Annotated in this window: 15 protein-coding genes; 7 read left to right on the top strand and 8 right to left on the bottom strand. The window is 52.3% G+C overall.

The window, feature by feature from the left end; translation table 11 throughout:
* Window positions 1-51: 51 nt before the first annotated feature.
* The 4 genes from GP475_RS05170 to GP475_RS05155 all read right to left on the bottom strand — a co-directional run bounded on the left by GP475_RS05170 (window position 52) and on the right by GP475_RS05155 (window position 5591).
* Entirely contained in the window at window positions 52-1857 is a 1806-nt protein-coding gene (locus GP475_RS05170) for a GmrSD restriction endonuclease domain-containing protein (RefSeq protein WP_187975565.1), read from the bottom strand.
* A 107-nt stretch (window positions 1858-1964) separates the two neighbouring features.
* Window positions 1965-2981, bottom strand: a complete 1017-nt coding sequence (gene ilvC, locus GP475_RS05165; protein ID WP_187975564.1) for a ketol-acid reductoisomerase — start codon at window positions 2979-2981, stop codon at window positions 1965-1967.
* Between the two features lie 194 nt (window positions 2982-3175).
* Window positions 3176-3697 carry an acetolactate synthase small subunit gene (gene ilvN / locus GP475_RS05160; protein WP_224400008.1) on the bottom strand — a complete coding sequence of 174 codons (522 nt, stop codon included), beginning with the start codon at window positions 3695-3697 and terminating at the stop codon, window positions 3176-3178.
* 1 nt (window position 3698) lies between these two features.
* Window positions 3699-5591: an acetolactate synthase large subunit gene (locus GP475_RS05155; protein ID WP_187975562.1), complete on the bottom strand. Its 1893-nt coding sequence runs from the start codon at window positions 5589-5591 to the stop codon at window positions 3699-3701.
* Between the two features lie 299 nt (window positions 5592-5890).
* Here GP475_RS05155 and GP475_RS05150 point away from each other — a divergent pair, with 299 nt between their 5' ends.
* Genes GP475_RS05150 through GP475_RS05135 form a run of 4 tightly spaced genes read left to right on the top strand, consistent with a single transcriptional unit; the run spans window position 5891 to window position 11195 of the window.
* Window positions 5891-7414 carry a mechanosensitive ion channel family protein gene (locus GP475_RS05150; RefSeq protein ID WP_187975561.1) on the top strand — a complete coding sequence of 508 codons (1524 nt, stop codon included), beginning with the start codon at window positions 5891-5893 and terminating at the stop codon, window positions 7412-7414.
* A gap of 59 nt (window positions 7415-7473) precedes the next feature.
* Complete coding sequence (locus GP475_RS05145; RefSeq protein ID WP_187975560.1) at window positions 7474-8004, top strand: PH domain-containing protein; 531 nt, start codon at window positions 7474-7476, stop codon at window positions 8002-8004.
* A 56-nt stretch (window positions 8005-8060) separates the two neighbouring features.
* Entirely contained in the window at window positions 8061-9902 is a 1842-nt protein-coding gene (gene ilvD / locus GP475_RS05140; protein ID WP_187975559.1) for a dihydroxy-acid dehydratase, read from the top strand.
* 21 nt (window positions 9903-9923) lie between these two features.
* Complete coding sequence (locus GP475_RS05135) at window positions 9924-11195, top strand: glycosyltransferase 87 family protein (protein WP_187975558.1); 1272 nt, start codon at window positions 9924-9926, stop codon at window positions 11193-11195.
* On the opposite strand, the gene GP475_RS05130 is transcribed toward GP475_RS05135, so the two are convergent.
* Window positions 11188-12111 carry a DoxX family protein gene (locus tag GP475_RS05130; RefSeq protein WP_187975557.1) on the bottom strand — a complete coding sequence of 308 codons (924 nt, stop codon included), beginning with the start codon at window positions 12109-12111 and terminating at the stop codon, window positions 11188-11190. The two genes, GP475_RS05135 and GP475_RS05130, sit on opposite strands and share 8 nt — an antisense overlap.
* A gap of 127 nt (window positions 12112-12238) precedes the next feature.
* Here GP475_RS05130 and GP475_RS05125 point away from each other — a divergent pair, with 127 nt between their 5' ends.
* Window positions 12239-13174: an ornithine cyclodeaminase family protein gene (locus GP475_RS05125; protein ID WP_187975556.1), complete on the top strand. Its 936-nt coding sequence runs from the start codon at window positions 12239-12241 to the stop codon at window positions 13172-13174.
* Between the two features lie 28 nt (window positions 13175-13202).
* Complete coding sequence (locus GP475_RS05120; RefSeq protein WP_187975555.1) at window positions 13203-14210, top strand: glutathione S-transferase family protein; 1008 nt, start codon at window positions 13203-13205, stop codon at window positions 14208-14210.
* Between the two features lie 32 nt (window positions 14211-14242).
* Here the strand turns inward: GP475_RS05120 and GP475_RS05115 are convergent, their stop codons facing one another.
* Window positions 14243-15118, bottom strand: coding sequence for a LysR family transcriptional regulator ArgP (locus GP475_RS05115; protein ID WP_187975554.1), 876 nt, complete (start codon window positions 15116-15118; stop codon window positions 14243-14245).
* 70 nt (window positions 15119-15188) lie between these two features.
* On the opposite strand from GP475_RS05115, the gene GP475_RS05110 reads away from it, so the two are divergent.
* On the top strand, window positions 15189-15875 hold the full coding sequence (locus GP475_RS05110; protein ID WP_187975553.1) for a LysE/ArgO family amino acid transporter: 687 nt from the start codon (window positions 15189-15191) through the stop codon (window positions 15873-15875).
* Window position 15876: 1 nt separating this feature from the next.
* On the opposite strand, the gene mgrA is transcribed toward GP475_RS05110, so the two are convergent.
* Window positions 15877-16956 carry an L-glyceraldehyde 3-phosphate reductase gene (gene mgrA, locus GP475_RS05105; protein ID WP_187975552.1) on the bottom strand — a complete coding sequence of 360 codons (1080 nt, stop codon included), beginning with the start codon at window positions 16954-16956 and terminating at the stop codon, window positions 15877-15879.
* A 73-nt stretch (window positions 16957-17029) separates the two neighbouring features.
* Window positions 17030-18310: a YkvI family membrane protein gene (locus tag GP475_RS05100; protein ID WP_187975551.1), complete on the bottom strand. Its 1281-nt coding sequence runs from the start codon at window positions 18308-18310 to the stop codon at window positions 17030-17032.
* Window positions 18311-18414: the final 104 nt, after the last annotated feature.

The raw sequence follows: 18414 nt of genomic DNA, 5'->3' as shown, positions 1-18414 counted from the left end.
TTGAGGCATACTTGCTCCATCCTAGATTTAAATTCCCTAAAATGCATAAGCTCATTTCAGAAACGCTTCGGGGCCTTCTTCTCCACCGCTAAGGTTAGTGGTATCAAGGTCCCGGATCACTGCTTTATCCATGGCGTATTCAACGATCCCGATGATTCTTTCTTTGCGATCTTGAAGAAACGTAGCTGCGTCGCCGGCGTGGAGACTAGCCACATCCACATCATGGCTGGCTAAGACTGCATCGAATTCCTCATCATCCATGAGGGATTTAGATTGGACTCTCGCTAAATACCTAGCGGGGGTTGTACCCTCCGTGACTACCTCAGTCCGCTTCCCCATGGGGGTGCGGTTAATTAAGCTGGCTGCAAGGTCCTTGTCCACCCCGCGCTCAACGCACCACGACACCGGAAATATTCGCGCAAAAGAGGGGTTCAACTCCGGATAGGTCCACCGATTAAATGCTTGACCCGTCCGCCAATCTCTAGCTCCTCTGCCCATTAACAAGGCATATAGTCCGTGATAAACACCAGAGTCTTCCGTGACGCTTAAGAGCCGGGACTCATTAAAGGTTGCATCCCTTACTGTCTTTGGTTCTTCAGCTGGATCTCCGCTGGCTGCACTTCTAATCCAGGCTGTGACTTGATCTACATCCAGCCCCATGCGGATGGTGACGGCGGGAGAACCATAGAGTTCGCCAAATACCCCTGACCAGAACCATCGGTGTAGTCGGTCCCAGCCCAGCGTGGTTCTTAGCGCATCAGGGGTGTCATTGAGGAGCGCGAAAATAGCTGCGAGCGGGATAAGTTGTTGCACGAAGGGGACTTGCTCGGTGCTAAGGATGCAGCGTTGAGCAAGAAATAAAGCTGCCTCCCGGAATCCATAGCGTACATCGGCTTCGGCCGCTTGGTATTCCTCAAGATTCAGCTTCAAAATATCTTCTCGGTGCCCCGAGGCGTGACCACGCCGAGCGGTGGAAACTAGCGCCACGGCGGTGAGGAATTCAGTGCGCCCAATTTCGTTGAGGGCTGGATATTCAGATAACTCGTGGGAGATTTCCTCCCATTGTTCGCCGAGATGGAAGTCTGGGTCCTCTGCCGCAAGGACAGCGGTAAAGAGCTCAAAAACATCCATTTGAAGGCCAACTGAGTTTGCCTGTGCAAATATTGATCCGACGCCTGCCTGAGCGGTTTCTCGACCAATTCGAATCATAGGCAACTGATAGGCAGCCAGAGGCCGCACGATCCGAGTGTAAAAAGTTTTGATTTTTTCTCTTAAGTGGTCGTCGGCGTCCTTGGCTAAATCAAAGAGTAAATCTGTCGCTTGACCACTCAACAAGGTAGATACTGGAATAACACCTGCTTCTATCACGGCTTCGCGATCACTGAGCCCAGCTGGGATGGAGGGAGCGAAGTGAGATTTGACGATCCCTTCGCCATCAACGTTGAACACCGCATCATCGGGCATGACGTCATCTTCGACTGCTCGTGAAAGATTCACGAAGAAACGTCGCACTACTTTCTTATTGCGAAAATCGACGCTGTTGACGGTGCCATCTCCCCTCATAGCGGTGTAGAGAGTGGTCAGTCTCTGCTGGCCATCAAGAAGAAGCAGCCCAGGAGCTTGATGTGGCTCAGGGGCGCCATGGAGGGGGCGGGAACGAAAACGAACGGGGACGTTTCGGGTATCTAAAGCCATGAGGCACCCGGCGGGGTATCCGCGTAACACCGTCACAATCAGGGAGCGAATTTGGTCCACATTCCACTTATAGTTTCGCTGAAAATCAGGTAGTTGGAGTTCGCCTTGGTCAATCCGAGAAAAGAGATCTTGAAGCCCGTAACTTGGTGTCGTGAAACCCATAGGTCAGACTCTACGCGGCCGATCAGAAACCAGCTATGGAAGGTAAGTGAGAAGAAGAAAACCTCACCCTGAGGGGTGAGGCAATGTGGTTTTTGGGGGTAGAAGCTCTAGGCAGTTTCAGCCCGTGCATCGACCTTGACCCAGCTCATCAGATCACGCAGCTTCTTACCAGTGGTTTCAATGGGGTGCTCGGCGTACTCACTGCGGAAGCGCTTCATCTCAGGTTGGCCTTCAGCAACATCCTGGAACATGTTGTCTACGAAGGATCCATCCTGAATGTCTTTTAAGACCGCACGCATATTGTCTTTTACGTGGTCATCAATGACTCGAGGACCAGCCACATAGCCACCCAACTCAGCTGTTTCTGAGATGGAATAGTTCATGTTTTCAATTCCACCCTCGTAGATGAGGTCAACGATGAGCTTCATCTCATGGAGGCACTCGAAGTACGCCATCTCCGGGGCATAACCAGCCTCGGTGAGGACTTCAAAACCGCTCATAATCAGTTTTTCCAAGCCACCGCACAACACAGCCTGCTCACCAAAGAGGTCAGTTTCGGTTTCTTCACGGAAGGTGGTGGGAATAACCCCGGCCCGAGCACCACCAATGGCAGCAGCATAGGACAACGCAAGGTCGCGTCCTTCACCCTTGGGGTCTTGAGCCACGGCAATCAGGGTCGGCACACCCTTGCCGTCCACGAAGGTTCGACGCACCAGGTGGCCGGGCCCCTTTGGGGCGACCATAGCAACCGTAATATTTTCTGCCGGCTGGATTCGCTTGAAATGAATATTAAGCCCGTGGCTAAAAAACAGCGCATCTCCATCATTGAGGTTGGGCTCAATATCGTTATGGAAAATCTCAGCCTGAGAGGTGTCAGGAGCCAAGATCATGATGACGTCAGCCCAAGCAGCGGCATCCGCATTGGATTTGACCTCAAACCCAGCTTCTTTGGCCTTGTTCGCAGAGCGAGAACCGTCACGCAAACCAATAACCACCTCGACGCCAGACTCGCGCAGGTTCTGGGCGTGAGCGTGCCCCTGGGATCCATAACCAATCACCGCAACCTTACGGCCCTGGATAATTGACAAATCAGCATCGTTGTCATAAAGAACCTCAATGGACATGGAGGCCTACCTTTCTCCTAAAATTTATTATTCCTCTTCACCCAGTTGTATCACAGCATGAGACAATTTCCCAGTTGCAGGGGGTCTACGCCTCACCTTTACCCCTTTTACCAGTATTTATTAGAATTAAAAGTGTCTCATTTAGTGAGATATTCCCGGATGGATTTTGATGGTTGTAACTAGTTGGACTCCAGCTAGCGCACGTTCGGAGCCATGATCTTTGGCCCACGATTCAACGCAATTTGCCCTGAGCGAATCAGTTCCCTAATCCCAAAAGGCTGAAGGACGTCGAGCAATGCGCGCAATTTGGAATGCGACCCGGTAGCCTCAATCACCACAGAATCAGGTGCAACATCCACCACTCGGGCTCGGAAAATATTTGCCGCATCCACAATTTGTGGTCGGTTGTGATTATTTGCCGACACCTTGACCAGCATAATGGCCCTCGAAACGGTACATTCTTCCTCTAAACGCACCACCTTCAAAACATTGATGAGCTTATTAAGTTGTTTGGTAATTTGCTCAATAACGACGTCGCTAGCATCAACAACGATAGTAAAACGGGAAATACCTTCATTCTCGGTTTTAGCCGACACGATAGAAACAAGGTTGTAACCGCGTCGGGTAAAAAGCGCGGCAATACGGGAGGTAATCCCGTCAACATCTTGAACCAGGACGGAAAGAATATGCCGACTGACGGTGTTATCACTGCTCACCTTAGTTCTCCTTCTTCTGGTTCTGTGGCTGCTGGGTAGCACTAGCATCGATAGCAGAGTCAATTTCAGCGGGACTCTCCGCAGCGGAATCTTCATCATCGAAGAAGGGACGCAGACCCAAAGCATATTGGATATCTGAATTGGAATGCCCAGCAGCCACCATAGGCCACACCTGAGCATCCTCTCCGACCACAAAGTCAATCACTACAGGTCGGTCATTAATCTGCCGGGCCTTTTCAATCGTCGGCACTACCTCATCTTCGCTGGTCACCCGGAATGCCTCGCAACCAAGGGCTTCAGCTAACCCCACGAAGTCAGGAATATAGGCATCATCGCCACGCAAGCGGGTATTGGAATATCGGCCTTCATAGAAGAGGGTCTGCCACTGGCGCACCATTCCCAAGTTGCCGTTATTAATAATGGCAACTTTAATGGGGAACCCTTCGACAGCAGCAGTGACGAGCTCCTGGTTGGTCATCTGGAAACAGCCGTCCCCATCAATCGCCCACACCTCAGTGTCGGGTTTTCCGGCTTTGGCTCCCATCGCAGCTGGGACTGAATATCCCATGGTTCCTAGCCCGCCGGAATTGAGCCACGTCCGCGGCTTTTCAAAGTCAATAAACTGCGCCGACCACATTTGGTGTTGGCCCACACCGGCACAGTAAATGGCATCCGGCCCGACGGTTTCAGAGAGCTTCTCCAGAACAAACTGGGGAGATAAAGACCCCTCGTGCTGGTCATAACCGCGGGGGAAGCGGTCTTTTAATTCACCAAGATAGCGATGCCACTCAGCAGTATCCGGCGCCGCGAGATTCTTGCGTCGATATATATCAAGCAAAGACCGCAAGACCTCTTTAGCGTCTCCAACAATGGGAACATCCACTGGCTTAATTTTTCCAATTTCAGCCGGATCCACGTCCGCGTGAACAATCTTCGCCAAGGGGGCAAAGGTATCAACGTCCCCTGTTACCCGGTCATCAAAGCGAGTACCTACCGCAATAAGAACATCACTTCTTTGCATAGCCCCGACCGCAGGCACAGTGCCGTGCATCCCCGGCATCCCCATATGTAGGGGATGGGAATCTGGGAACGCGCCCAAAGCCATCAACGTGGTGACAACTGGGATACCCGTAAACTCAGCAAAAGCCTTCAACTCCGCTGCGGCATCCGCTTTAATGACCCCGCCGCCGATATAAAGAACCGGCCGCTGTGACTGTGCAATAAGCTCAACCGCCTGAGATATTTGCCGCGAGTGAGGCACCGTTGTTGGACGATACCCAGGCATATCAATTTTGGGAGGCCACATAAACTCAATCTCAGCAGATTGTACGTCCTTGGGAATATCCACCAACACCGGCCCTGGCCGACCAGTAGCCGCAATATGGAAAGCTTCCGCTAAGGCACAAGGAATATCCTTTGCCTCAGTAACCATGAAATTATGCTTCGTCACTGGCATCGTCACACCTCGGATGTCAGCTTCTTGGAAGGCATCCGTCCCTAGCAAGGTACGCCCTACTTGGCCGGTGATCGCAACAATAGGAACGGAATCCAACATGGCATCCGCCAATGGAGTCACCAAGTTAGTAGCACCGGGACCAGAGGTAGCAATACACACCCCTACCTTCCCGGTAGCTTGGGCATACCCAGTGGCCGCATGTCCAGCGCCCTGCTCATGACGAACAAGAACGTGGCGAACCTTCGTGGAAGAATAAAGCGGGTCATAAAGCGGGAGGACGGCACCGCCGGGTAGACCAAATACGGTTTCAGCGCCTAGCTCCTCAAGAGAGCGCACAATGGCCTGCGCCCCACTCATCCGTTCTGGCTTGGTGCCAGATTTGCGGTCACGTGAGGCCAGCTGGGCCGGGGAAGGCTGCTGTGTGGCTGCCGCGTTCACGGGAATTCGTCTCCTTAGAACTGGTATCGGTTAAGAAATCGCGGTTCGGGTGGCCCGCTAATGACGAAGCGCCCTCCAAAACACTGGGTGGAGTGTATTTGAGGGCGCTTGACGGGACGACTCGCTGACAAAGCCGCTACGGCAGGCGCCGAGTGCTAAGTCGTACAAGTCGAATAATTGTCATGACAGACATCATACACAGCCTCAAGAATTATCCAACATCACCCCTTATTTTCGGGAGTTTTTAGTTAACTTTTAAGAACTGAAAAGGCAGGGGTTGAGCATCTAATGTCTAAGGCATGTCATATACCCAGTACGTGTTGCTTCACATCTGGAGCTGGATCGTCAACACCGGACTCAACCTGTTCTTGATTCTGGTGCTGATTTTCCTGGTCCCCAGAATTGGCCGGTTCGTTCTCTTTTGGGTGAATCGAAGAATAGAGAATCGCCCCACCAATTCCCCAGCAGATAGCACTGATGATAAAACCCAACTGGCTTTGGCCGGCGTGGCTGTCTATATCGGACAAATCATCGCCCTGTTTATTCTCCTGGTGCTTTTGCTTCAAACACTGGGATTTTCGCTTACCGGTGCCGCTATCCCCGCGACGGTCGCTTCTGCAGCCATTGGTCTTGGTGCCCAATCCATCATCGCTGACTTCTTAGCCGGGTTCTTTATCCTGACCGAAAAGCAATTCGGGGTTGGCGACTGGGTGAAATTTGAAGGCAATGGCATTAAAGCTGAGGGCACCGTCATCCAGGTGACCATGCGAGCAACCCAGATTAGAACTCTGGCGGAAGAAACCGTTATTATCCCCAATTCCACGGCTCGGGTGTGCATTAACGCCTCAAATCATTGGTCTCGGGCAGTGGTGAGTATTCCTATCCCCCTTCTTGGCTCAGAGAATGTTCAAGAAGCTATTAGTCGTTCTGAACGAGCCGCGCGTCGAGCCTTAACCAAACCAGAAGTCAAAGCAGAATTACTTGGTGACTTGGTAGTCCAACCCGCCGTAGCTATCACCCCTCCCACTACTGTGGGGATGCCTTGGCTGATGACCATGCGCTTTATGGTGCAGTCAACCGCCGGTAATCATTGGATGATTGAACGAGCTATTCGAACCTGCATTTTGGATGAGTTCTGGGATGAGTATGGTTCAGCGACGACAACGTCCGGTGAATTACGCACCGAGGCTATGCCGGTTTCTAGTTCCGACACAGAAATCATTGAAGCACCAACCACCGAGGTAATTCCTCAGCAGCACGACTTAAAAACCAAAGAAGAATTAGAGCAGGATCCCGCGATTCAAGACACCTCTGTTCTTAATCCACTTGATCCAGATAAGGATTCTGCAAGCGGAGATCACGATAATAAGGAACACCGTTCTCCTGCTCGACGCCGCCAATGGTTAACTTTCCACGGCTGGGTCCGGCCTTCCACCACTATTTTGTTAGTATCTCTCATCGTTCTTTTCGCGTTGAAGATGATGAGTCTCCAGACTGCGGATGGAATCGGCGATGGGTTTTTAGCACCCCCACCAATGAGTTCGACAAATACCCCCACACCCACTACTCATTCGGAACCGACGACCACTGAGTCTGAGGCGCCGACGAGTACCTACCCGCGGGAAGAAACGCAACCAAGCTATACCCAGGAACCTAGCCGAGAACCAGCACCGTCCGCGACGGCCACTACGCAGCGACAGCCGGCCCCAGCGAATACACCCGAACCACACGCTAACCAAGGTGGCGGTGCGGCAGAAACACATACGGGGGCGGCGGCTCAACATAAATCCGCTGAGCCCCAAACAACCGCGCCTGTGGGATGAGTTCATGATGGGGAGGGGCTGTTTCCAGCGAGATTGAGATAACAGCTACCATATCCACCATGAGTTCCACACCGGCATCACCGCCTGAGGTCACTTTCCGCCCCGAGCGCACCCATCTGCTCGGGGCCATCATCATGGCAGCTATAGGTATTCTTGCTGCTGGTTCCGCACCGACACCCTGGTGTTGGATTTTGATGGCACTTTTCCTCGTCGTTGTGGCCCTCTTTTGTTGGTGGACGTTGCGCACCCGTACCGCTGTCTCAGAATCTGGAATTTCTCTGGTTTACGCTTTTAAGTCGGCACAGAAATTTTCCTGGGATGATATTAAAGGCGTCAGCTTTAAAGGTTCACGGACGTTATTACACACCACTAATCAAGGGGTATTTACCGTCCCCGTGGTGAGTTTTAATAATCTTCCTCAACTGCAGGAAGCATCCCGTGGCCGAATTCCCGACGTCCTTACTCAAGGACGTGAGGCCGTTGATGCCAAAGTTCGAGTTGTTCACCGCGATGGCCACCAGGTGTTACTCAGCGAAGAAGAATACGAGGAATATCAACAGTGTCAACAAGCTCGACGCCCCCAGGACTAAGGATAAATTCCTCACCACATATCAAACCCAGCCCAAAGTGTCAGGAGTGATCTGCCGTGATCCCATTACGATCCGCAGTAACAACAGTGGGACGAAATGCTGCAGGAGCCCGGGCCCTGTGGCGAGCCACCGGAACCCAAGAAGAAGATTTTGGCAAACCGATCGTTGCCATTGTTAATTCCTATACACAATTTGTTCCCGGCCATGTTCACCTCAAGGATGTCGGTGACATCGTTGCTGAAGCAGTGCGAGCTGCGGGCGGGGTACCCAAAGAATTCAACACTATTGCGGTTGATGACGGCATTGCCATGGGCCACGGAGGGATGCTGTACTCCTTGCCCAGCCGGGAGATTATTTCCGACTCAGTGGAATATATGGTCAACGCACACACAGCTGACGCTATGGTGTGTATTTCCAACTGCGACAAAATCACCCCAGGAATGTTGAATGCGGCGATGCGCCTCAATATTCCGGCAGTTTTTGTTTCCGGGGGACCGATGGAAGCCGGCAAAGCTGTAGTCGTCGATGGAATTGCCCACGCCCCCACGGACTTGATCACCACCATTTCCGCGTCCGCTAATGAGGCCATTTCCGAGACTGATCTGCACACCATCGAAAGTTCCGCGTGCCCTACCTGCGGATCATGCTCCGGCATGTTTACCGCCAATTCCATGAATTGTCTCACCGAAGCCTTAGGCCTTTCCCTTCCCGGAAATGGCTCGACCTTAGCCACCCACACAGCTCGACGAGCGCTTTTTGAGCAAGCCGGGAAAACAATCGTGGAGTTGTGTCGACGCTATTATGGCGATGAAGATGACTCCGTTCTGCCCCGGAAGATCGCTACCAAGAAGGCTTTTGAAAATGCCATGGCCTTAGATATGGCTATGGGGGGTTCCACCAACACTGTGTTGCACATCCTTGCGGCAGCTCAAGAAGGTGGCGTGGACTTTACTCTTGAGGATATTGATGAGCTATCCACGCGCGTTCCCTGCTTAGCCAAGGTATCGCCGAACTCGGATTATCACATGGAGGACGTCCATCGCGCAGGAGGTATCCCTGCGATTCTTGGTGAGTTGCGTCGGGCTGGGAAACTCCATGAGGATGTCCACACTGTTCATTCCAAGGATCTTGCCAGTTGGTTAGATAAGTGGGATATCCGTGGTGAAAATCCGGCAGCAGAAGCCGTCGAGCTTTTCCATGCTGCCCCTGGGGGTATTCGCACCACCGAGGCATTTTCCCAATCAGCCCGCTGGGATGAGCTTGATAAGGATGCTGAACATGGGTGTATCCATAATGTTGACCACGCCTACACGGCTGACGGTGGCCTCGTTGTTCTACGGGGAAACCTGGCAGTTGATGGTGCCGTTATTAAATCCGCTGGGATTGATGAAGGACTGTGGCACTTTGAAGGGCCGGCGCGAGTTGTGGAGAGCCAAGAACAAGCTGTTTCGTGCATCCTTAATAAGGAAATCCAACCCGGAGAGGTCTTAGTAGTCCGCTATGAGGGGCCTTCCGGCGGTCCCGGTATGCAAGAGATGCTTCATCCCACAGCCTTTTTGAAAGGAGCCGGTTTGGGCCGCGCCTGTGCCTTGATCACCGACGGGCGTTTCTCCGGTGGTTCCTCCGGAATCTCCGTGGGCCATATCTCCCCCGAAGCAGCCCACGGAGGCGCGATCGGTCTGGTGGAAAATGGTGACCTCATTACCATTGACGTTCACCAGCGCTTGCTGCATCTTAATATCTCCGATGAAGAGTTAAAGCAACGCCGAGAGAAAATGTTAACTCGGGACAATCCCTGGACACCGGTTGATCGACAGCGCACGGTCACCACCGCACTCAGAGCTTATGCGGCCCTAGCAACCAGTGCAGACAAGGGTGCAGTGCGTAAAGTAGATTAGCGATCCGCTACAGTTAAGCGCGTGATACTCCCCGACCTGCGCAAGGACCTTCAGAACCGAAGATTAACTCAACTGGGGGTCCTCCTCTTTGCCGTGGGAGTGGCCATTACCATCGCTGAGATGTTTTTAACCCGCATTGCTCTTGATGCGGCTATTTATCGGCGAGGGGTGGTTGCTTATCTCCACGACGCACCGCTATATAGCAATTATATTCAGGTCGGCGATGTGTCTTTACCTTTCATCTACCCGCCCTTCGGAGCCTTATTTCTTTCACCACTAGGGTTCTTCCCGATAAGCGACTCAGCGGCCGGCTACACCATAGTGATCCTCACTTCCTTGCTGCTGCTGATATGCACCTACATCCTTATCCGTCAGCTTTTTTCCGACTATCCCCCGCGCTCAATAGCCCTTATGACCGCCGGCACATGGGCTGTAGGTCTTGCCCTAGAACCAATCCGCCTCAATAATCATTTTGGGCAAATCAACGTCATCCTCATGGCCCTCGTTGTGCTCGATATCTTGCCGCGGAAACGCACTCTTCCGCAGGGATGGCTCATCGGCATCGCAGCCGCCATCAAGATCTCCCCCCTGGCCATGCTTCTCTTTTTTCTCTTGAAAAAAGACCTCCGCCCCATCATCACCGCAGGGATCTCTGGCATCATCGCCACTATTCTCGCAACCATATTCCGCCCAAATATTGCCAAGGAATACTTCAGCGTGCTATCCAACATTGGTCTCGGCGGCGAAATAGGAGTAGACCCCACTTACACCTCCAATAGCTCCCTCAAAGCGGTGGTTATGCGGTGGTTTCCTAGTCGAAGCTATTTGGAGTCTGCCGAAGGCACTGCAATCCTAAACACGGTCTGGGTCATCCTCGTTTTGCTCACCATCGCCCTGGGCGCCTGGCTTATACTCCAGCTACTCCGGCGTGGATGGGACACCGAAGCCTGGCTAACCAACGCCGTCATCATGTTGCTGATCTCCCCTATCAGCTGGTCCCATCATTGGGTGTGGTTAGCATTGTTACTGCCAGTGTCACTTATCCGGATCTGCCGCACCCCTGCCCACAGCCGTCCCCTAGCGCTCGTCACTACACTATGGTTTGTTCTGTGCCTCACTGTGCCACCTAAATGGTGGTTCGGCGATGGAATTGATGTTTTTACTCTCCCTTGGTACGCCACCATCTTGGTCTCTGACTATGTGTGGTTAGCCATAGCCTGGCTCATAGCACTATGGTGGCTGGTTCGTCATGAACCAACCACCATCAGCAAAGAGCGCAGCGTCGCTAATTAAACGGGTTTGTGCCTGCCCCAAACCACCATAAAGCTACTGCTGCTGCCACCCCGAGAACTACGAAAAGCCAGGAAGAAGCTAAGGGACGACGGGCCCAGGAGCGCCCTCCGTCGAGCGAATACAAACCCGGTCCGGTAAATTGCAGCGCAATCGCTAGTGATGCTAACAACACCGCCAACATCAGCGGAGCTTCCCAATGGAAGGGGTTAAAACCTAGCGGATTTTGAGCGTAGGCATGAACCACTCTAAAGACAGTTGCTACGGTAGCTAAGCCGGCAAAAAGTGGAGTAACAAGACCGAACAGAAGAAATACTCCGGCGGCAAGCTCTAAGGAAGGGATGATGATGGCAAGGAGGTGTGGTTCACGATACGCCGAGAAGGTTTCCTGAAGCGCCCCAATGCCGCCTCCGCCCAAGCCAAAAAATGCTCCCAAAGAATCCACTAGCAGCCATGCAGCGAGGAGTACGCGGAGAATCAACAACCCTAGGTCGGTAGTACCACGGCGGTATTCCGGTAGATCATCACCATAATCATGAACTGTCGTCGCCGTCGTAACATTCTCCGAGGATTGAAGAGGCTCACTGGTGTCATCAAAAGATGACTCTGGAGAAGGTTGATATTGACGCTCTATCGGCTGTGCCGTTAATTCGGTAGTCGGTTGAGATGTTTCAACTACGGTCGGTTCTGCTGATTCGGGAAGTGAGTCAGTTGGCCGCTCCATTGCCGTTGTCGGCTGTTCCTCCGATTCGGCAGGCCTAATAACCTGAGGGGCTACCCGACCCGTGCGCTGATAAATATCATTCTCGGCGGCTTCCGTTCGAGGTAAAGGAGTAGTCTTATCGGGTCGATAGGCCGGAACCTCGTCGTCTACACCCTCTATGGCGCGGTCTGGTTTGGATTGGGAAGTATCGCTCATAACTTTTTAGCCTAAGGGATCCTACCCGAAATTTTGTGCTGGAATACCGGCGAGCCGGACCCTTTTCCTGTTAATACTGGGATACAAGAACTTTTCCGATAATCAATCCTCACACTAAGGAGATCTTATGCCGGTGCCCTATCTCAGCGACCAGGAAATTTACCAACTTCTCAGTCCAACTGCCGCACGCCAAGCTCTCGCAGAGGTTTTATTAGCCGGCTTTGATCCGGAAACTGACCCTGCACGAGTGTCTATTCCCACCGGTACCGGAGAATTACTTCTCATGCCTTCCACTAATAAGGACTGGACCGGAGTGAAGATCCTCACCCTCGCCCCAGAAAATAGTGAGCGGGGACTTCCGCGCATTCAGGCTCTATATCACCTCTGCGATACCGAAACTTTGTCTCCTCGGCTGATTCTGGAAGGTGAGTCAATTACCAATCTGCGTACTCCTGCCGTATCAGCATTAGCGGCCGACAAGCTGGCCTCTGTGGATGCCTCGAATCTGCTCGTTTTAGGTTCCGGCCCCCAAGCTATCGGCCATGTTCATGCCATGGCAGCAATTCGCGAGTTATCCGATATAGCTCTGTACTCTTTAACCCCCGCATCGGCGCAGCAGGCTGCGCACACTCTTCGGGAACAGGGATTCGAGGTGCGGGTGCTCGACCGGGAAGAAGTCGATGACGCCACGCGCCAGGCCGATATTATCTGTTGCACCACCTCAGCGGAAGATCCGGTCATTCCGGATGCCGTTGCCGATGGCGCCTGTGTCGTAGCCATGGGGTCTCACTCGCCACAGCGTCGTGAACTCCCCAGTTCTCTGGTCCATCGCTCTTTGGTCATAGTGGAAGATGTAGCCACGGCATGGCGGGAGGCGGGAGATATTGTACTGGCCCATCACGATCAGCCCTTGCCCGATGGACACCTTCACACCCTGGCGCAATTAGTTCGCGGTGAGGTTCATCGGGCCGATGATCGCCCCAATATCATCAAGACCACCGGCATGTCATGGGAGGATCTCGCTGTTGCCGTTGCGGTGGCTAAGGCTGCTAACCTAACTTAGTTGATCCATCAATAAATAGAGAAGGGCCATGCCAGAAAACAGTAGTCACGCTGGTGAATTTCACCGAGACACCCGCTATATCAATGACCGAATTGTTTCTGATCTTCCACCTGGTTCTCCTCCGGTGCTGACCCCGGACGGTCATTACTTGTGGCCAGTCGAATCCGGACGCTATCGACTTATCGGCGCTCGAGCTTGCCCCTGGGCTCATCGCGCCATTATCACCCGACGCCTCCTCGGCCTTGACTCTGTTATTTCCCTCGGCTTGGCAGGGCCCCTCCATGATTCTCGCTCATGGACCTTTGATCTAGATCCACACCACAAGGACCCGGTTCTCGGCATCCATTTTCTTCGTGACGCCTATCTACGCCGTTTCCCCGACTATGCGCAGGGCATTACCGTCCCTTGTCTCATTGATGTGACAACCGGAAAAGTCGTCACCAATAATTTTCAGAGCATTACTGAGGATTTTTCTTTTCAGTGGCGGAAGTTTCATCATCACAATGCACCTCAGCTCTGGCCTAAGGATCGCTGCGAAGAAATGCGAGAATTGATGGAGTGGATCTACAACACCATCAACAATGGGGTGTATCGGTGTGGTTTTGCCCAATCTCAACACGCCTATGACACGGCCTATGAGCAACTCTGGAGCGCTCTTGATGTCCTTGAAGACCGCCTCAGCCGGCAGCGTTTCCTCATGGGCTCATTCCTCAGCGAAGCCGACATCCGGCTCTATTGCACACTCATTAGATTTGACGCCGTATACCACAACCATTTCAAATGCAACCGAAACAAAATAAGCGAAATGCCGCATCTATGGGGATATCTGAAAGAACTTTTTCAGATACCTGCTTTCGGAGAAACCACTGATTTTCACCAAATCAAACAACATTATTATGGTGTGCATTCTGACATTAATCCCACCGGCATCATCCCCCAAGGCCCAGACCTCTCCCCTCTTCTGCAACCTCATGGGCGAGAGTTTCTCCCCGGTTCTGTCTTCCCCTCTGAAGCCGGCGAACCGGACAGGTCTTAATTATTTCTCCCCCACTTTTCCTACCAGGTGTCTTAGCTAGCTAACTCGGTGGCTGCTTCCAATACGGCGTCGGTTAGCCTTTCTAAGAGTGCTGATTGAAGCCGCCAACGCTGCCAATACAGCGGGACTGTTTGCAAACGGTCATCAAGGTACACCAAGTCCCCACGGGCCACCAAGTGTTCAGCTTGCTGAACTGGTAATAAAGCCCATCCCACTCCAACTCGGGTAGCTTCAAGAAAGGCTTCCGAGGAGGGGATCCGAGATACTCGACGTTCTCGTCGCTCCGCAGGATCTATCCGCCCAGTGAGATCATCATCTTGGAGAGTATCTTTCGGGCCATAACGCAGAACCGGCATACGCGCCCAATCAATGTCGCCGTTCTCTTTCGTGAAGCGCTCTTTCAGCTGGGGGGATGCAGTTGCTCGATATTTCATTTCACCCAGTGGATAGGCAACACAGCCAGATACCGGCTCAGCACTGGTGGTCACCGCTCCTAAGACATCTCCGCGTCTCAATAAGGCTTTGGTGTGAGATTCATCGGCTGTTCTGAGATGCAAGGCGGCATTATCCCATTGCGCCACCTTAGCCAAAACCCCTTGAAACCATGTAGCTAGGCTATCTGCGTTGACTGCTACCGCTAAAGCCACGTGGCTCATCCGGTCCCGTAGTTGGGCTTGGATTTCAGCTTCGACCAATGCCATTCTTCGTGCCCCTTGGACCAATACCTCGCCTGCCGCAGTGGCTGTGACTGGTGTCGTACGGTGCAACAAGACACGCCCCGTCTCATTTTCCAAGGCTTTGATGCGCTGACTAACCGCTGAAGGAGAGATCCCTAGCACCAAAGCAGCGTGTTCGAAACTGCCCTCATCCACTATGGTCAGGAGGGTATCTAAATGCACTGTGTTCATGAAGCTCAATTAAACCACATGTAGAAACTTCAATTGGACTTCATCTCAGTGGGGGACCACACTAAGCAGCATGGCCTTAGTAATGTCTGGTTTCTTTTTAGGAATATCGCTGATTGTCGCTGTTGGTCCACAAAATATCTTGATGATCAAACAAGGCATCCGGCGCGAATACATCACTCTTGTCATCGCTATTTGCTTTTGCTCTGACATGGCGCTGTATGCGATCGGCGTGCTCAGCGTCGGACATATTAGTCAGTTATCTCCGCATATTCTCTTAGTGCTTCGATGGCTAGGCGCTCTGTATCTGTTGTGGTTTGCAGCAATGTCTATTCGGGATGCCTTACATCCCAAGCGCGTCAGTGTCATAGATTCTCAGGAGCCACAACGCGTCATCGATCCTGACTATCCCGGCGGAGGAACCGCGCTTAAAACCAGACAGCAGACGCAGACGCACACCACTCAGCGGACTTGGGTCCAACCGGCGCTCGCAGCGCTTACTTTAACCTGGCTTAATCCTGGGGCCTATGTGGACACCATCGTCATGGTCGGTGGAATTGCCAACCAATATGGCAATCCCGGTCGCTGGTTATTTACGCTCGGAGCTTTATTAGCCAGCGCCGTATGGTTCCCGATGATTGGCTACGGGGCGCGAGCGCTATCTCGCCCACTTTCTTCCCCCCAAGTATGGCGGGTATTGAACTGGGTGATCGCCGGAATTCTCTGCCTGATAGCCATGAAACTCATCACGGCGTCCTAATCTACTCATCGCCGTGAATCCTGGACTTCGTTGCTTCCGCCCAGATATTGATGCCGGCATCTGAGGATGCCTCATCTATCGCTGCCCGCTCTGCCTCAGAGAATTCCAGGTTATGCAAAGCGTCAATATTCTCATCCAGCTGAGCAACACTTGAAGCTCCGATTAGGGCGCTCGTGACGGTTTCTTCCCCATAATCTCCCTGTTCCCGCAATACCCAGGCAATAGCCATCTGCGCTAAGGTTTGATCCCGCTCCGCGGCGATATCACTGAGGCGACGCACCATTGCTAGGTTTTCTTCCGACAGCATTCCCTTATGAAGTGACTTTCCGGCTGCTGCCCGAGACCCTTCAGGAACTCCGTCTATATAGCGATTCGTCAACAAACCTTGGGCCAAAGGAGAAAAGGCGATGACGCCTAATCCGTTATTAGCGGCAGACTCTAATAAACTTTCCTCGTCCTCACCGGGTTCTTCCACCCACCGATTAACAATGGAATAAGAAGGTTGATGAATCAATAGTGGACAGCCCTCTTCGGACATAAACTCTGCGGCTTCGGCAGTCAGCTCAGGGCCATAAGAAGAAATTCCGACGTATAGAGCCTTTCCTGAACTCACAATATCCCTTAAGGCATACATGGTTTCATCTAAAGGAGTATCGGGATCTGGACGATGATGATAGAAAATATCAACATAGTCAACGCCTAGCCGATCCAAAGATTGATCCAACGAGCTCATGAGGTATTTTCGGGATCCGCCGAAGCCATAAGGGCCATCCCACATATACCAGCCGGCTTTCGTGGAGATAATCAACTCATCGCGGTGATGAGCTAAATCATCCTGCAAAATTCTGCCGAAATTCCGCTCCGCGCTGCCGGCGGGCGGGCCATAATTATTAGCTAAATCAAAGTGAGTAATTCCCCGATCAAAGGCCCGATGAACTATAGCCCGCTGATTCTCCAGTGGATAATCATCCCCAAAGTTATGCCACAACCCTAAAGAAAGGGCAGGCAATTTTAATCCGGAATGACCTACTCTCCGATAGATCATCTGGTCATAACGGTCAGGAGCTGGGAGATATGTCATGCCTCCCAGTTTCCCTCATTCTTTCCGCACTGTCGAGCAAGCTGCCCCTAGCGCTTCCCTCTCAACCCACGCGCTAAGCCCCAGCGGTCTTTGTATTCTCCTCTTCAGCCTGATCGGAAGGAGATTCCAAATTCAGTTCATCGCGCACTTCTTCAGAAATGGTTTCTTCAATCTGCTCGGCTTCAGCTTGGGATTCTGCCAAGGCATGTTCCAATTCCCGAGCCTGCTTGGAGGTAAAACGCTTGGTAGGATCTTCGCGGCGACGAACCAAACGTCGGATCTTATCTCTTAACCGGGATTCACGGTTAATTTCTACTCGTGAGCGAATCCAGAATCCCAGCAGGACCACCACCATAAACATGCCGGCATAGCCGATGATGGGATAGACCTTGCTCATGAGTTCTGAAAAACCAACGAAACTTACAGCGTATCCCATGAGACACAACACGACGAATACCGGGATGAAATGCTTTTCGTTTTTAGCGGTTAGTCGCTTTCCGAGCGAATAAAACATCCCAATGCACGTGTTATAGATCATCGCGAAGATGATCCACACCATGACCAAAGCCAGTGCCGGGTGAATGTTTTCCATGATGGTGAGCATGGGAACATCGGCGTCTGCTATTTGATCGAAGGAAAGAAATAGCGTCACCGCAGCCATCAAAAGCATCACGGTGTAGAGCACTCCGCCAGCTAATCCACCGCGAGCTGCAGCAGTGGTGTCAGTGTGGTTGCCGCCGATCACAATCGACATAGACACCCCGAGCAGCAATGCCAAACCGTTGTAGTTGAGCGCCGCCAACCACCATGGGCTAACTGGAGACTCTTTACGCTGAGCAAGTTCACTGAGGTGGGCGGTATCTTGCGGGATGTGGAAAAGCGTGTAAATAAAGGCGACGATAACCGCCACAATGATCAGCGGGGTGACCCAGGAAATAATGTTGCTGACTTTGTCGACGTCAAAAAACCCGGTGACAATCACCAGAATCAACATCAGTCCCGAGCCGATCCACGAGGGCCAGCCGAATTGTTGTTCCAAATTGGAACCTGCACCAGCCAACATGACGAAGCCGATGGCGAAAAGGGTCAGCGTCACCATAACGTCAAGAAGCCAGGACAGCCAGGCGAAAGATAAGTTACGGAAAACGAGGTTGTGTTCATTGGCTAAGAAATAACTACCTAGTTGTAGGAACACTGCTCCGGCAAGAGCCATGAAAACCCCGGAGAGGACTGCACCCCACAATCCCACGGTGCCGAAAGAAATGAAGTATTGGATTATTTCTCGACCGGTGGCGAAACCAGCACCTACGAGCAATCCCACGAAGGCTAAAGCTATGGAAACTGTTCTATTCACCTGAATTAAAGCTCCTCACTTAGGTTGACAAGTTTCACTATTCAATCCACACTCCCCCATCACAACCACCCCCCGGCAGTTATGAACCGAAGAGCCATATTAGC

The organism is Corynebacterium poyangense (assembly GCF_014522205.1).
In the GTDB taxonomy this organism is placed as follows: Bacteria; Actinomycetota; Actinomycetes; order Mycobacteriales; family Mycobacteriaceae; genus Corynebacterium; species Corynebacterium poyangense.
This window is presented reverse-complemented; position numbering and strand designations above follow the sequence as displayed.

Excerpts from the sequence above, each read along its gene's own strand:
- GP475_RS05145 (WP_187975560.1), top strand. The coding sequence starts at position 7,474 with ATGAGTTCCACACCGGCATCACCGCCTGAGGTCACTTTCCGCCCCGAG.
- mgrA (WP_187975552.1), bottom strand. The coding sequence starts at position 16,956 with ATGACATATCTCCCAGCTCCTGACCGTTATGACCAGATGATCTATCGG.
- GP475_RS05130 (WP_187975557.1), bottom strand. The coding sequence starts at position 12,111 with ATGAGCGATACTTCCCAATCCAAACCAGACCGCGCCATAGAGGGTGTA.
- GP475_RS05125 (WP_187975556.1), top strand. The coding sequence starts at position 12,239 with ATGCCGGTGCCCTATCTCAGCGACCAGGAAATTTACCAACTTCTCAGT.
- GP475_RS05115 (WP_187975554.1), bottom strand. The coding sequence starts at position 15,118 with ATGAACACAGTGCATTTAGATACCCTCCTGACCATAGTGGATGAGGGC.
- ilvC (WP_187975564.1), bottom strand. The coding sequence starts at position 2,981 with ATGTCCATTGAGGTTCTTTATGACAACGATGCTGATTTGTCAATTATC.
- GP475_RS05150 (WP_187975561.1), top strand. The coding sequence starts at position 5,891 with ATGTCATATACCCAGTACGTGTTGCTTCACATCTGGAGCTGGATCGTC.
- GP475_RS05170 (WP_187975565.1), bottom strand. The coding sequence starts at position 1,857 with ATGGGTTTCACGACACCAAGTTACGGGCTTCAAGATCTCTTTTCTCGG.
- GP475_RS05110 (WP_187975553.1), top strand. The coding sequence starts at position 15,189 with ATGGCCTTAGTAATGTCTGGTTTCTTTTTAGGAATATCGCTGATTGTC.
- GP475_RS05120 (WP_187975555.1), top strand. The coding sequence starts at position 13,203 with ATGCCAGAAAACAGTAGTCACGCTGGTGAATTTCACCGAGACACCCGC.